The sequence below is a fragment of the Pseudomonas sp. D47 genome, from assembly GCF_045447305.1.
Lineage (GTDB): Bacteria > Pseudomonadota > Gammaproteobacteria > Pseudomonadales > Pseudomonadaceae > Aquipseudomonas.
On sequence record NZ_JBJGXU010000100.1, the window covers coordinates 1 to 13129 of the forward strand.

A 13129-nucleotide genomic window follows, 5' to 3' on the forward strand; every position below is an offset into this window, starting at 1 on the left:
CGTAAGGGCGGAACCCTAAGCAGCCGTTACCGCAGCAACGGATATGTACTCAATCTACCTAAACCCGCCAAAAACTTAACGCAACACAAAAAATCGCGTAGATACCAATGGCTATCGCAGGCAAGCCAGCTCCCACAATGATCTTCATTGTATGAAGGGTTTGGGTCAGGCCTTGGTCGCCAGCTCTTGCAGGTGATCCATCAGTTCCTGCGGCTTGAGCACCAGCACATCGCTGTCCACCGCATCCAGCACCACTTCCGCCGTATTCCCAATCAACGCCCCGGAAATCCCGGTGCGCGCCACGGTGCCGATGATGGTCACCGCCGCCTGCCATTTATGCGCCGCGTGGGGGATCAAGACGTCTGCTGGGCCTTCTTCGATGTGCAGGTGCGCGTCATCCACGTCAAATTCGACCTGGAACGCCTTGCACTGCTCGCGATAGCGCGCCTCGATGGTTTCTTTGAGCTGGAAGGTCGGGTCTGCCGCCGACAGCATGGGCGACGGATGGGCGCTGATCACGTGCAATTGCGCCTTGGCCAGGCTCGCTATTTGGAACCCGTGGTCAATGATGGTGTTGTGCAGTGCCTGGTGTTCACTGTCGTTGTTGCCCACGTCAATCGCCGCCAGCACAACCTTGCCAGCCCACGGCGTGGAGGTTTTCACCAGCAGCACGGGCGTCGGGCAGTAGCGCAACAGTTTCCAGTCCGCCGGCGTCAGCAGCGCCTTTTTCAGCGGGCTGTCGGCAAAGTGCTGCTTGATCACCAGGCCGCAGCCCTCGGCTTGCTGCACCTCAATGATGGTTTCATGCAGGCTGTCGTTCCACGCTTGCTCGGTGCTCACGTTGTAGCCGTCTTCTTGCAAGCCGGACTTGAGCAGGCTCAGCAATGCCGAATGCTCGTGTTTCTTGTCGCAGACCAGCAAATGCAGGTGCGCGCCGGTGACGCCGGCGATCAGCTTGGCGCGCTTGAGGGCCAGGCTTTCCGAGTGCTCGGGGTCGATGACCACCAGGATGCTGCGAATGGCTTGCATGGACGGATCTCCAGAGACGGGAAAAAGGGGCCTTGGACAACTATAGTTGCTGCTCGCCAGGCGTCATGTTGATGCACATCAAAGCCGGCGGCTGGTGGTCTGCGACGGGGTCGGTATAATCGGCGCCCTTTTGTGATCCTTTTGCCCGTGAGCCCGATGAACCTGCCCGAAATCCACGAATTCCTCGGCTGCCGCACCCCCGACGCCTGGGTCCAGGCTGCGTTGGCCGATCAGGAAACCCTGCTGATCGACCACAAGAACTGCGAATTCAAAGCCGCCAGCACCGCACTGAGCCTGATCGCCAAGTACCACGCCCATGTTGACCTGATCAGCATGATGTCGCGCCTGGCCCGCGAAGAGCTGGTGCACCACGAGCAAGTCATGCGCTTGATCAAAAAGCGCAAAGTCGAGCTGCGCCAACTGCACGCCGGCCGTTATGCGTCAGGTTTGCGCAAAGTGGTGCGCAGCCACGAGCCGGTCAAACTGGTGGATACGCTGGTGGTCGGCGCCTTTATCGAAGCGCGCAGTTGCGAGCGTTTCGAAGCACTGGTGCCGCATTTGGACGAAGAACTCGGCAAGTTCTACTTCGGTTTGCTTAAAAGCGAGGCCCGGCACTTTCAGGGTTACTTGAAACTGGCCTACCAGTACGGCGACGCCAAAGACGTCGCCCAAGTGATCGAGCGGGTGAGGGCGGCCGAGCAGGAACTGATCGAATCACCCGACATCGAGTTCCGCTTTCACAGTGGCGTGCCAGCCTGAAGCGACGGCCACGCCGAGCAGTGCGGTGATCCCGGCCAGCAGCAGGATCACCGTTTGTGTACCCAGTGGCGCTGCCAGCACGGCAATCGCCAGGCCTGCCAATGGCTGGGCCAAGTTGTTGAATAGCGTGATAACGCCCACGGTCTTGCCAAAGTCCTGCACCGGAATCACCCGTTGACGCGTGCTGCGCATGTACACATTGAACATCTTGTCGAAGCCGGTGATCAGCAGGAAGCCCAGGGTATACGCCCAGAGGTTGGGGCTGATCGCCATGATCAGTGCGCCTGCCGCAATCATTGCATAGGAGAGCCCTCCCAGCATTTTCAAGGGAACGGTTGCGCGCGCCAAGTAAAACAGAATGACGATAGTCACCACCGCGCCGGCAGCCTGCAGCAGGGCGTAGGCATCCTTGCCGGCAGCGTAGAGGCCAGTGACCATGGCGGCGGACGTTGCCAGCGTCACGCCGATGATCAAATTAACGCCCACGGCCAGGGTAATGACCCGCTTCAACTCCGTCAGGTTGCGGATATGCCCAAAGGCGATGCGCAGCGGTTGCAGCCAGATATCTTGGTGCTGCTCAAAACTTTCCAGGCTGACCGTGGTGTTGCGCTGCCACACCAGCATCGCCAAGTCCGCCAGCACAAACAGCCCGGCAATCCCAATGACCACCCAATGCCAGGCCCAGACCTGCAGCATCAACGCCGCCACCAACGGCCCCAGTACCAGGCCGCTCTGGTCGGCGATTTGTGAGTAGGACAAGGTTTTGGCATAGGTGTAATGCTTGAAGATATGCGGCATGACCACTTCGCGCGCCATGATGCCTTGGGTCGTCAACACCCCGCACAGCGCCGATAGAATTACCAGCCAATAGATACCGTCGAACACGCCGTACAACGCCACCGCCACCACACACGCCAGCGCCCGGTAAACCTGGCTGATATGCAGGATGCGCACCGGCGAGAACTTGTCGCACAATGCGCCGCACACCGGGAAGGCCAGGTAACGCGGCAGCGACTCGACAAAGAACGCCAGCCCCGCCCAGGAAACGCTGTTGGTGGTCTGGAACACGATCAGCGGCACGATAAACAGCAGGATCTGGTCCGCCAGCCGCGACAGGAACAGTGAAACAAAGAACGCCAGATAATCCTTGCGCATACAACTCCCTGTGAATGGCGTTAAAGATTGCAGGCAATTTGTTAAAAACTCTTAAAAGTATGAAGCTTCGTCAGGCAAAACCGGTCAACCGCTTCTGCCGGACAGCTTGCCACCTATAATGGCCGCACTTCAATCCGCGCGCACACACTGAGAACTTATGGAAAACCTGGGTCTGGGCAAGGTCCTGCTCGTTGAGGACGATGAAAAGCTGGCGGGGCTGATCGCACATTTTCTGTCGCAACACGGTTTCGAGGTGCGGGTGGTGCACCGGGGCGATAAGGCCTTGGCCGCGTTCCTCGATTTCAAGCCGAAGATCGTCGTACTCGACCTGATGCTGCCGGGCCAGAGCGGCCTGCACGTGTGTCGCGAGATTCGGAACGTGTCCGACACACCGATCGTGATCCTGACGGCCAAGGAAGACGACCTTGACCACATCCTCGGCCTTGAGTCGGGTGCCGACGACTATGTGATCAAACCCATCAAACCACCGGTGCTGCTCGCCCGTTTGCGCGCGTTGCAACGTCGCCAGGTGCCCGAGCCGACGGTGCGCGGTGCTCTGGAGTTCGGTCAGTTGGCGATTGACCGCAGTTGCCGGCTGGTCAGCCTGGGCGGCGATAAGATTGACCTCACCACCATGGAATTCGAGCTGCTGTGGCTGCTGGCCAGCAGCGCCGGCAAGATCCTCTCGCGTGACGACATCCTCAACCGCATGCGCGGCATTGCTTTTGATGGCCTGAACCGCAGCGTCGATGTGTACATCAGCAAATTGCGCAGCAAGCTTAATGACAACCCGCGTGAGCCGGTGTGCATCAAGACCATTTGGGGCAAGGGTTACCTGTTCAACCCGTTTGCGTGGGAGGTCTAGATGCTGCGGCTGTTTCTGCGCCTGTATGTGATCCTGGCGCTCGGTTTGGCGGGGGCGATCTGGCTGGTCAACTACACCTTCGACGAGTTATTGCCCGAAGCCAACGAAGTCTATAACCGTGAAGCTTTGCGCGGGCCGGCTTACGGCGTGGTGGAACAATTGCGCCCGGTGCAGGGGGCGGCCCGCGACGCTCGCCTGGCTGAGCTTCAGCCCCATTACGGGCTGCACCTGAAGTTGGTGCCGCGCGATACCTTGGCGCTGAACGAACGCGAGCAAAAACTGCTGGCTGACGGCCAACTGGTCGTGCGTGGGGACTTTATGGAGTTCTTGACCACGATTGACGACGGCCCGCAATTACTCCAAATCAAACTGCCGGAGGAACCCAAGTGGCTCTACCTGTGGGCCTATGGGTTTCTGGGCGTGAGCCTGGCCATCGTGCTGTATTTTTGGGTACGCCCGCACTGGCGTGACTTGGAGCATATCCGCCTGGCCGCGCAACGCTTTGGTGATAACGATTTGGCGTCGCGCATCCTGCTGCCGCGCCGCTCCACCGTGCGTGAGCTGGCTGGGCACTTTAATCAGATGGCCGAACGCATCGAAAGCCTGATCGCCAACCAGCGCGAACTGACCAACGCGGTCTCCCACGAACTGCGCACGCCGATAGCGCGCTTGTCATTTGAACTCGACCAGCTCAAGCAACAGTCCGACCCGCGCCAGAGCCGTGCGCTGATCGCTGACATGTATGCCGACCTGGGTGAGCTGGAAGAAATGGTCTCCGAGCTGCTCACCTACGCCAGCCTGGAGCGCGGCGCCACTCAGGTTACTCGGGAAAACATTGAGGCCCACAGCTGGCTCGACAGTGTGATCGGCAGTGTGGCCTTGGAAGCCGAGGCGGCGGGGGTGCAGTTGTCGTTGCGTACCTGTGAGGTCGACTTTATCCAGATTGAACCGCGCTTTATGGCCCGTGCGGTCATCAACTTGCTGCGCAATGCCATTCGCTATGCCGAGCGGCGGGTGGAGGTGTCGTTGGTCAAGTTTGGCAGTGGCTACGAAGTGCGGGTTAACGACGATGGCCCGGGTGTGCCGCTGGAGGGCCGGGCGAAGATCTTCGAGCCCTTCTTGCGGCTGGACACCAGCCGTGACCGGCGCACCGGTGGGTTTGGTTTGGGGTTGGCGTTGGTGAAGCGGGTTAGCCAGTGGCATGGTGGGCAGGTGGAAGTGCTGGATTCGGAGTGGGGCGGGGCGTCGTTTCGGATGACTTGGGCTTATGCTGAGTAGGGCTGGGAGCTATGACCATTTTTGTTTCGGTCGATGGAGTACATATCCGTTGCTGCGGCCAGCGTGGTTTAACGGGGCGCCTCAGATCAAGATCACAAGCAAGAGCACGGCGGCCTATTAGCTGACCTGAGTGGTAGAAGCACAGCAGAGCAGAAGCAGAGCACCCCATCTAGCTGATGTAATGAGATCCCAATGTGGGAGCGAGCAAGTCGCACGGCCGCTCCCACACGTTGACCTTGTTCGGCAGCCAGCCCCGCAGTGCTCTGCTTTTCTGTGGGAGCTGGCTTGCCTGCGATGGCATCAACTGGTTATGCCTGATACACCGAAGTGTCTGCATCACAGGCACGCCAGCCCTCACTCCCAAGTCAGAAGGTGTACTCAAGCACCCCCATCACCGATGTCTGCAACCGCCGCTCCACAATCGGGCTCTTGCCCGCTTCATCCGCCAAATACTGCACATCCAGCAAGGTCGAGAATTGGGTGTGCTCGCTGATCGGCATGCTCCACACCAGGTTCATGCCGTTGCTGATATTGCCTGCACCGGCCTTGTACTCCTTGAAGCGGCTTCGTGCGGCTTGGCCGGTGGTCACGCCGTACCAGGTCATCAGGTATTCGCGGTCACCGAAGTGGCTGCTGAGGCTGGCGTCCACGGAACCGTAGCGGCCTTCATACAAATTGGTGCCCAGGCTCAACTCAAGGTGGGTGTAGGCCTTGCCGGTGTCCTTGTGGTCATCTTCCTTGAGCGCGTGTTCCAACGTCGCGCCGACGATCACGCCGCCCAGGTTGTAGGCGGCGCTGACGCCCAGTTGCGGGCGCGACTTGATCTCGCCCATACCCTTGAGGCGCTTGGAACCGGCATGCAAGCTTTCGTTTTTATCCTTGCGCGCGCTGCTGGCGCCGACGTAGGCGCTGAAGCTCAGGGCATTGCCTTCGTAGCCCCAGCCCAGCCCCTTGCCGGTGTCGAGGAAAATCCCCCAGGGGCTGACGATTTTGCCGCCCAGCAATGGCGCGGTCATGCGTTCGTCGCTGCCGCTGTAGCGCGGCGCGTTGGCCACGCCGGCCTTGAGGCTGTATTGCCAGTCTTCGGCAATCGCGGTGTCGGCAGCGGCGAGCAGGCATAGCGAGGTGAACGACAGGCAGAGGTTTTTTGAGCGCATCAGGGGTTCGTCCATGTTAGAAATCCAGGCGGTTGTGGGGCGAGTGGGTACGTTTGAAGGAATAGCCCGAAGCGCTCAGGCCATTGACCTGGCGGCTTACGGTGTCGCCCAGGCCGTAGCCGTTGCCGGCCAGGACTGCGTGGGCGTTGTCGACGGGGAGCAGGATGTAGTCGGTCAGCGGCTCGTCGTGCAAGTGGCCGCGAATCACCAGGAAGCCTTCTTCGAGGCGCACGCTGATGCCGCTCAAAGGCGCGTCGGGCTCGTGGGTGTTGAGCACTTGATACGTGCCGATGGTGTCGGCCCAGGCCAGGGGCAGCGGCGGCGGGTCAATACGCTCGCCAATAGCAATGCGCTGGCCGTGGCTGCGGGCGGTGAGCATCTGGCGACCCTGCACCGTGACCACATCGAGTTGCACGCGGCCCAGGTCGCCGAGGTCCTTGAACCACAAGCCCAGGACCTTTTTCTGCGCCCGCAGCCAGCCGGAATCGTCGCGCAATAACTCGAAGTCGAACCCGGCCAACTCGCCGGCCAGCCGGTTGTTCTCATCCTTGATGCGGAACACGCCCCAGGCCGTGGCATAAAACCCGGCCAGGCGCTTGCGGTCGACGGCCGCCGGCACGTGGCGCAACTTGAGCCCATGGCTGGGTACCTGGCAGTCGTCGGCGCACACCGCTTCGCCGGTTTGCGCCTGCAGCAACAGGCGCAGCGCGTCGGTGGCGAGGCGGGCGACCAGTTCTTCGGCGTTACTGTCATTGGCCATGATGATCACTGCCAATTGCTGGTCCGGCAGCACGCTCAACTGCGCGGCAAAATCGTCGCCACCGCCGCTGTGCTGATAAGTGCGCACACCGGAGCCCACCGGCTCATCGCCGCACGGCGCGAGGAACCAGCCCAGGCCCATCTGGCAGTCGAAATCCAGTGCGTTGCCGGTATTTTGTTGGGTGAGCATCGCCTCAATCGACGCGTTGCCCAACACCCGGTTGCCTTTGTAGAGGCCTTGGGCGAACAGCATCTGCACGTAGTGGCTCAGGTCTTTCGGGCTGGCCCACAAACCAGCGGCGGCGAGGTCACGCACCTGGGCGTCGGTGCTCGCCACGCCGTCCTCGTAGCCCAAGGCGCGGAAGCTCAGCTGTGTACCGGTGCCGACAAAACTCGACTGGCTCATCTCCAGCGGCTTGAGCAGGCTGGTTTGCATCTGCGCTTCAAAGCTTTTGTCGCTGACCCGCTCAATGGCCGCGCCCACCAGCGAATAACCGAGGTTGGAATACGCCACTTGCGAACCGGGTGGGCTGCTCAGCCAGACGCCGGACACGCGCATCGGCATCTGGCCCATGGCGAAGGTGCTGCGCAGGTCACGCAGGTGTTCACTGGGCAGGCCGGACTGATGGCTGAGCAAGCGGCGCAGGGTGATATCACGGTCGGCGGCGTCTTGGTCGCTGTGAAAGCGCGAGCGCACGTAGAACTCGCGCAAGGTCTGCTGGATCGGCGCATCCAGCGCCAGACGCTGCTGTTCAACCAACTGCAACGCCGCCGTGGCGGTGAGCAGTTTGGAAATGCCGCCGGCACGGAACGCCGTGTTCGGCGTCACCGGCACACCCTGGGCCTTGTCGGCCATGCCGAAACCGCGCGCCCAGATCAGCTCCTGGCCATTGACCAGCGCAATCGACAGCCCGGGCACATTTTCCCGCGCCATCTCCTGTGGAATACGCGCTTGCAGGTAACGAATGATCGCACCGTAATCACCCTTGGGAATCGGCGGCGGGGCAGGCGGTTGCCCATGGCAACCGAGACTGCCCAGCAGGCAACCCAACAGCGGAATACCGCGCAATGTGCGAAACATGAAGAGCACCCGGATGGTGATTTGGATGCTCGAATGCTAGGGCGCAGCTGACCAACAATCTTTGAGAGCTTTGTCGAGAAACTGTCAAAGACTGTTAACGCGCCAGCCCTAAGCGTTCATGCCAGTGGGCGATGGACGCTTCGGGGTATTCATCGAACTGCAAGTCGCCTTTGCACACGCTGACCTCGACCCACGGCGCCTTGTAACCGAGCATCAGGTGCGTGTGTTCCGGCGGCACCGGCAAGGGTGTGTCGATGGCTGAGGCAAACGGGTGAATCAGCTCAGGCCACTGCGGGCTGAACAGCCACAAGGCGCTGCCGCACTGCGAGCAGAAATGCCGTTCGGCGGTGCTCGCATGCGCGCGGCTGGCGCCCTCGGGCTTGAGCCTGGCGTGGTAGATCGAGATCTGCCTGCGACCCTGTACCTTCAGGGTTTGCGTATCACCGGCAAGGTTGATCGCATAACCGCCGCCGCCTTGGGTCTTGCGGCAGATCGAGCAGTAGCAACGTTGGTAGGGATAGGGATGCTGGCTGTTTAGGCTGAATGTTACGGCGCCGCAATGGCAGGATCCTTCGAGTTGCATGAGCTGACTCCTCAAGGCAGGTTGTAACAACACTTTGCTAATACCTTAGCCTCAGGCAAGATTCTCCGCTTTGGTTTCAGGGAAGACACCCATGATTGCTCACTTGCAAAGCGCTGCCACGCAAATCCGCCACGCTGTGCGTATGGCGACCGAGGGGTTGGTCGGGCGCGAGCAATTGGCCGAGCTGATTGTGCTGGCAGCGGTCGCCCAGGAGCACATTCTGGTGATCGGTCCGCCCGGCACGGCCAAGAGCGCCGTAGTACGCCGTGTGGCGCAGTCCATGGGTGGGCGCTACTTTGAGTACTTGCTGGGGCGCTTCACTGAACCGTCGGAGCTTTTCGGTGCCGTGGACCTGAAGAAACTGCGTGAAGGCACGGTCGAAACCGATGTCAGCGGCATGCTGCCGGAGGCCGATATCGTGTTTCTCGATGAGGTCTTCCTGGGCTCGACCGCCATTCTCAATACCTTGCTGGGCGTTCTCAACGAGCGCCGCTTTCGCCGTGGCCATACCCAAATCCAATGCCCTTTGCGGGTGTGCGTCGGGGCTGCCAACGGCTTGCCGGACGATGAAGCACTGGCGGCATTTGGCGACCGCTTCCTGTTGCACTTGTTTGTTGAGTCGGTGCCGGACAATCAACTGGAAGCGATGCTCGCGGGCGGTTGGCAGTCGGAGCAGCGGCCGGTGCAACAGTTGCTGGGGTTGGCCCAGTTGGACACGCTGAGCCAAGCCTTGAAAAACGTCGACCTGGGCGCCGTACGTCCGGCTCTGGCCCAGGCGATTCGTCGTCTGCGCGAAGCCGGCATCCAGCTGTCGGACCGCCGCATCGTCAAGTCCCAACGGCTGATCGCGGCCGCTGCGTTGTTGGGCGGGCGGCTGCAAGCCAGCGACGCTGATCTCTGGCCACTGCTGTATGTGCTACCGACCAAGGAAACCCAGCAACATGGCCGCGAGGTGCTGCGGGACCTGTTTGCCGCGTCCAGCAACAGCCATTTGTTCAGTGCGGTCGAAGAGGCCACCCTGCAACCGATGGCGCGTTTGAATCGCTTGCTTGAAACCGCACAAGACTACCTGGCACGTAGCGAGCCGCCAGCCAGCCCGGCGCTGGAAAGCCTGTTGCGCGAAATCGATGCCAACTTCAATAGCCAGACCCTGCCGGAACCCTTGCAGCACGTACGCGGCCAACTGGCCCGATTGCTGACGCCGACGCCATGATTGCTGGCACGCAGACCTGGGCCTGGCGCCCGCGGCAGCTGCCCGCGGACCCTCAGGCGGCGGTGGCCTGGGGCGATGCCGCACGCCGCTTGCAGGCGCGCTTGCTGTTGCTTGCCGATGAACAGGCTTCGCGCTTGCACGCCACTGCCAGCGGCGACGTATTGGTGGTGACCGGGGCGGCGGTTGATTTGCCTTGGGTCGATGGCGTGGAATACGCCGCAGCGCACCCCGGCGCGCCTGGCGTGTGGCTGCCCACCAGTTGGGAACCGACAGTGCCGGTGGACCTGCTCGGCCAGACGCTGTCGGCGCGTTTCAAGCGCTCGCCCTTGCTGTTGTGGCGCGAACCGCCAGCGGTGGTGCCGCTGGATCGCCTGTTGCCGGTGTCTGTCGAGCATCTTCAGCGGATAGCGACTTACTGGGGAGCAAGCGATGCAACTGCCTGAAGCCCTGCAACCCTGGCGCCAATGGCTGGTGTGGTTCGCGCCGCAACATCTGCCGTTGTTCGCCGACCTGCTGGGGCGCCTCAACCCGGTACTTGGGCCACTGCGCGGCATGCAGCAGGGCGGTGTGCCAGAGCCTGACGGCGTGGGTGATCTGCAACGGCGTGGTCCTTATGAACGCCTGCTCTCCAGCGAATGGCTGTTGGCTGACGAAGTGCCCGATGAGTTCATGCGTCGGGCCGTCGGCGGCGAACATATGTTCCTGGCACCGCAGTACCGCGCCCGCGAAGCTAATCGCCTGATTGTCGTGCTGTTCGACGCAGGCCCGTTGCAATTGGGCGCCGCGCGGTTGGTGCATATCGCCTTGCTGACGCTGTTGGCCCGGCGTGCCGAGGAGTCGGGGGCGCAGTTGCGCTGGGGCATCCTGCAAGGCTCGCCGGTGTTGCATGAATTCGATAGCCCGGCGCAGCTCAAACGGCTGCTCAAGGCGCGCACCTATGAAAGTGTCGCCCCGGCGCACTGGCACGCCTGGCATGAATGGCTGGCCGCGCAGGGCGAGACGCTGGGTGAGTGCTGGACAGTCGGGCATCGATTGCCCAAGGACGCAAGCCAGACCTATACGCATCGGGTGCAGGTGCAGCGCAGCCTGGATGGGCGCAGCCTGTCGTTTGAGTTGCAGGCCGGGTCGGTACGGCGCGTGCTGCTGCCCATGCCGGATGAAGGGCGCGCGGCGCAACTGCTCACAGGTCAGTTCGACGATGAAGTCCAGGCACCGCCGTCGAAGCTCGCACGTGCGGTGCCACGGGTAGCGTTGACCTTGCCGCCCGTGATCTCCAGCGCCGGTAACCATGTGGCGCTGCGCCTGCTCGATGAGCCGGGCATGGTGGTGATCAAGCTGCCGCACAAGAACCAGAAAAAGTCCCTGGAGGTTCGACGCCGTCTGTGGGGCAAGCATCAGCGCGTGTTGAGCACCACCTTTCACCATCGCAGCCTCGGTGCCGTGTTGAGCGATAACGACAGCCTGACGTTCTGGAACATCCCCGGTATGGCCACCGTCGACAAGCCCGCCCGTGAACAGCTGCAACTGCCACCGGGCACCGCGACGTTCCTGCCGAGTGTCTGGCTGCACAGCCAGAACTCAGTGCGTGTCTACCTGCTCGACAGCCAGGGACGGCTTGCCTACTGGAAGTCGCGTCAACTCTGCCAAGTGGCGGACGACGTGCTGAGCCTGGTGCAGGTCGACCCCATGACCATCGCCTATGCGCGCAGCGAAGGCGGGCAGATCGTCGCGTATTCGGGGTCTGCCGACGGTTTACGCGCCAATGGTCATGCTGTCGGCTCGGCAGCGGGCGTCAGCCAAGTGCTGTTGGCCGCCAACTTTTACTGGCGGCAGTACTGCGGCGGTTGCGCGCTGCTGACCACCCAGGACGGTAATCAAAGTTGGCGCCTGGTCACCCATGAAAGCTTTCCGGCCAAGCACGAACAGATCGACTTGGCGCCGGGCTGGAAAGCCATCGGCCTGCACCATGCGTTCGGCCAACGGCAGCTCTACTCACTGGTGCTGCTGGGGCCGAACCAGCACAGCGTCGGGCTGTACATCGAGGGGCAACAGCGCAATTTGTTTACCACCTCGGCGCCGATTGCCCGCGCGAGCTTTTGCCCTATGAGCGGCTTGATCGCCGTATTGACCACTGACCGGGAATTACTGGTTTACTCGCTTGCCGAGCGCGCCATGCGCCTGCAAGTGATGTGCAACCAGGCACCGCAGCTCACTCAGGAAGGTGCCAATGCTTGAGCCAGAACGGATGCTGATTCGCCGCCCGCTACTGACCGGGCACCAACAGATTGATGGCCTATGGTTTGCCGGCGAACGCTTTGATGAAGGCGAGCGCCGGCGCTTGATCCTCGACTATTGGCAAACCGACGCGCGTGCCTATCGCTTTGCCGACGGCGACTTGCTGCAGTTCCACACACCGTGCCCGGTGCACTGCGAAAGCCTGCATGGCTGGCCGCTGATCCGCCAGGGCCGGGGCTTGTCGTCTGCCGCGTTGCACCCCGATGAACTGCAAGGGCTGGCCGCTGCCGACCTGTGGCTGGTACGCGGCAGTCAAGTCGACGGCCTGCAATTGCGCGATGCTCACGTGCTGACGCCTGGGCTGTGGCTCGACATCAGCACCTACACGCTGCTCGATACGTTTGACTGCCATACCCCGTTGCCTGCCACGGTGCCGGACGCGGTGGTCACCGACCTGCGCGAAATCCTTGGTGGGCCACTGGAGCCCGTCAGCCCGGAGCGTGAAGCGGTGATGCAAGCGCTGCTGGAGCGCCAGCGTCACACGCCGAGTACAGGGGCTGGCGCCAGCTTGTCGTCTGCGCAAAACAACGCGACTCCCGCCCGCGAAGTCTCATCCCCGGTGCTGAAAATCGTGATTGGCTTGGTGCTGGTGGGAGGGTTGATCCGCCTCTTCGGCCACAGCGCGCCCGCAGCCGCGCTGGCCACGCACACACAGTCGTTCAGCGGTATGCTCCTGAGTGCCATGATCTGGATGGTTGTGATCACCGCGTTACTGTACGGGTTGAACCGCTTCCTACATCGTGGCGCGTCGGCACCCGCCAAAGCCGCGCCTAGGCCGGTTGCCCCTGCATCCCCAGGCATCGCTGCGCGTGCCACCCCGCGCAGGCACAAACCTGCCGCGTGGCGCCGGCTGTTGACTCGGCTGACCCAGCATTCCCAGCTCTCCAAACTGTATGGCAAACGCCAGGCCGCCTACATGCAGCGCATGTTGGAGATGTTCGAAGAGGGCAACTTC

12 protein-coding genes are annotated in these 13129 nt (G+C 61.9%); 7 read left to right on the forward strand and 5 right to left on the reverse strand.

Translation table 11 applies throughout. The features are described from left to right. Window positions 1-165: 165 nt before the first annotated feature. Window positions 166-1029: a universal stress protein gene (locus ACI77I_RS30585; protein ID WP_094953184.1), complete on the reverse strand. Its 864-nt coding sequence runs from the start codon at window positions 1027-1029 to the stop codon at window positions 166-168. A gap of 156 nt (window positions 1030-1185) precedes the next feature. Between ACI77I_RS30585 and ACI77I_RS30590 the strand changes: the two genes are divergently transcribed. Beyond that, entirely contained in the window at window positions 1186-1788 is a 603-nt protein-coding gene (locus tag ACI77I_RS30590) for a tRNA-(ms[2]io[6]A)-hydroxylase (RefSeq protein WP_083358633.1), read from the forward strand. Here the strand turns inward: ACI77I_RS30590 and ACI77I_RS30595 are convergent. Next, window positions 1744-2943, reverse strand: a complete 1200-nt coding sequence (locus tag ACI77I_RS30595; RefSeq protein WP_406999898.1) for an MFS transporter — start codon at window positions 2941-2943, stop codon at window positions 1744-1746. The two genes, ACI77I_RS30590 and ACI77I_RS30595, sit on opposite strands and share 45 nt — an antisense overlap. 157 nt (window positions 2944-3100) lie before the next feature. Between ACI77I_RS30595 and ACI77I_RS30600 the strand changes: the two genes are divergently transcribed. Together ACI77I_RS30600 and ACI77I_RS30605 are read left to right on the forward strand one after the other, a co-directional pair. Then, window positions 3101-3808, forward strand: a complete 708-nt coding sequence (locus ACI77I_RS30600; RefSeq protein WP_094953181.1) for a winged helix-turn-helix domain-containing protein — start codon at window positions 3101-3103, stop codon at window positions 3806-3808. Further along, window positions 3809-5086 (forward strand): ATP-binding protein, encoded by a 1278-nt coding sequence (locus ACI77I_RS30605; protein WP_094953179.1) that lies wholly within the window; start codon window positions 3809-3811, stop codon window positions 5084-5086. Between the two features lie 365 nt (window positions 5087-5451). On the opposite strand, the gene ACI77I_RS30610 is transcribed toward ACI77I_RS30605, so the two are convergent. The 3 genes from ACI77I_RS30610 to ACI77I_RS30620 all read right to left on the reverse strand — a co-directional run bounded on the left by ACI77I_RS30610 (window position 5452) and on the right by ACI77I_RS30620 (window position 8666). After that, entirely contained in the window at window positions 5452-6243 is a 792-nt protein-coding gene (locus ACI77I_RS30610) for a MipA/OmpV family protein (RefSeq protein ID WP_094953187.1), read from the reverse strand. A gap of 16 nt (window positions 6244-6259) precedes the next feature. Continuing rightward, a complete protein-coding gene (locus ACI77I_RS30615; protein ID WP_406999901.1) occupies window positions 6260-8083 on the reverse strand; it encodes a serine hydrolase domain-containing protein in 1824 nt (607 codons plus the stop codon). 94 nt (window positions 8084-8177) lie between these two features. Further along, window positions 8178-8666 (reverse strand): GFA family protein, encoded by a 489-nt coding sequence (locus ACI77I_RS30620; protein WP_406999903.1) that lies wholly within the window; start codon window positions 8664-8666, stop codon window positions 8178-8180. A 91-nt stretch (window positions 8667-8757) separates the two neighbouring features. Here ACI77I_RS30620 and ACI77I_RS30625 point away from each other — a divergent pair, with 91 nt between their 5' ends. The 4 genes from ACI77I_RS30625 to ACI77I_RS30640 form a co-directional block, all read left to right on the forward strand. Further along, the gene (locus ACI77I_RS30625; RefSeq protein ID WP_242150163.1) at window positions 8758-9879 is read left to right on the forward strand and encodes an AAA family ATPase; all 1122 of its coding nucleotides are present in this window, start codon (window positions 8758-8760) and stop codon (window positions 9877-9879) included. After that, window positions 9876-10322, forward strand: coding sequence for a hypothetical protein (locus ACI77I_RS30630; protein ID WP_094953171.1), 447 nt, complete (start codon window positions 9876-9878; stop codon window positions 10320-10322). The genes ACI77I_RS30625 and ACI77I_RS30630 overlap by 4 nt, the downstream gene beginning before the upstream one ends. Then, a complete protein-coding gene (locus ACI77I_RS30635) occupies window positions 10309-12114 on the forward strand; it encodes a hypothetical protein (protein WP_406999905.1) in 1806 nt (601 codons plus the stop codon). The genes ACI77I_RS30630 and ACI77I_RS30635 overlap by 14 nt, the downstream gene beginning before the upstream one ends. Further along, a partial coding sequence (locus tag ACI77I_RS30640) for a bpX6 domain-containing protein (protein WP_406999907.1) occupies window positions 12107-13129 on the forward strand: 1023 nt, incomplete at its 3' end. The genes ACI77I_RS30635 and ACI77I_RS30640, both read left to right, overlap by 8 nt.